This is a genomic window from Rhodococcus sp. PAE-6 (assembly GCF_025290685.1).
GTDB lineage: Bacteria > Actinomycetota > Actinomycetes > Mycobacteriales > Mycobacteriaceae > Rhodococcus > Rhodococcus pyridinivorans.
In genome coordinates this window covers 1-1,439 of record NZ_JAOCLZ010000067.1, presented here as the reverse complement: position 1 = coordinate 1,439, position 1,439 = coordinate 1, and the positions used below count along the sequence as shown (strand labels likewise).

The 1,439-nt window shown below is 64.2% G+C and carries 1 protein-coding gene; it reads left to right on the top strand.

All coding sequences use genetic code 11. The features are described from left to right. The first annotated feature begins 134 nt into the window (after window positions 1–134). Window positions 135–1,388 carry an IS256 family transposase gene (locus NVV99_RS26215; RefSeq protein WP_012477009.1) on the top strand — a complete coding sequence of 418 codons (1,254 nt, stop codon included), beginning with the start codon at window positions 135–137 and terminating at the stop codon, window positions 1,386–1,388. Window positions 1,389–1,439: the final 51 nt, after the last annotated feature.

Genomic DNA, 1,439 nt, shown 5'->3' with positions numbered 1-1,439 from the left:
AGTAGTGCCCCATAGAGTGGTGTAACCCGGTGACCAGCACCACAACCGACAGCGTGTCGCTGCTGGACGTGAAACGGTCACCGCGTGATCCTTCGAGTCAACCTTCCACAGAATCCTCGAACGGAGTCATCACGATGACCGCACCCCACATTGTCGACCCTGCGGGTGTATTGCACCAAGCCCTGACCGACGCGTCTCCCGACCTGATGCGCGAACTGCTACAAACCATGATCAACGCCCTGCTGTCCGCCGAAGCCGACGCGGTCTGCGGCGCCGAATGGGGCCGACAGTCCACCGAACGAGTCAACCAGCGCAACGGATACCGACGCCGCCCGCTCGACACCCGCGTCGGCACCATCGACGTCGCCGTCCCCAAACTCCGGTCCGGGACGTATTTTCCCGAATGGCTCCTCGAACGCCGTAAACGCGCCGAAGCGGCATTGATCACCGTGGTCGCCGACTGCTACCTGGCCGGGGTCTCCACCCGCCGGATGGACAAGCTGGTCAAAACCCTCGGCATCAACGCACTGTCGAAGTCCCAGGTCTCACGCATGGCCGAAGACCTCGACGAACAGGTCGCCGCGTTCCGGCAACGCCGACTCGATCACGCGGGCCCGTTCACGTTCGTCGCCGCCGACGCATTGACGATGAAAGTCCGCGAGAACAAGCAGGTCGTGAACGCAGTCGCGATGGTCGCCACCGGAGTCAACGCCGACGGGCACCGCGAAGTGCTGGGCCTGCACGTGGCCACCAGCGAGACCGGGCCGGCATGGAACACCTTCTTCGCCGACCTGGTCGCCCGCGGTCTGAGCGGGGTCCGGTTGGTCACCTCCGATGCACACCGTGGTCTGGTCGATGCGATCGCGGCGAACCTGCCCGGTGCTGCGTGGCAGCGATGCCGGACCCATTACGCGGCGAACCTGATGGGTGTGTGTCCGAAGAGCATGTGGCCGGCGGTCAAGGCGATGTTGCATTCGGTCTACGACCAGCCGACCGCCGATGCGGTCGATGCCCAGTTCGATCGTCTTGTCGAGTACACCGAGGACCGGCTCCCGGCGGTCGCCGAGCACCTGGGCAATGCCCGCCAGGATCTGTTGTCGTTCAGCGCATTTCCGAAGGATGTGTGGACTCAGGTGTGGTCGAATAATCCGGCCGAGCGTCTCAATCGAGAGATCCGACGTCGGACCGATGCGGTGGGGATCTTCCCCAACCGTGACGCGGTCGTCAGGTTGGTCGGTGCTGTTCTGGCCGAGCAGACCGATGAATGGACGGAGGGCCGGCGGTATCTCGGGCTCGAGGTGCTGGCTCGTTGTCGTGCTGTGGGCACCGCGCCGGAGAGTGTCGGGGAGGTGGTTACGGAACCTGCTGCCGCGATTCCTGCTGCATAGTCAGGACAGGAGAAGGGATCACCGTCCTACACCACCTTCTGGGGCTTGACC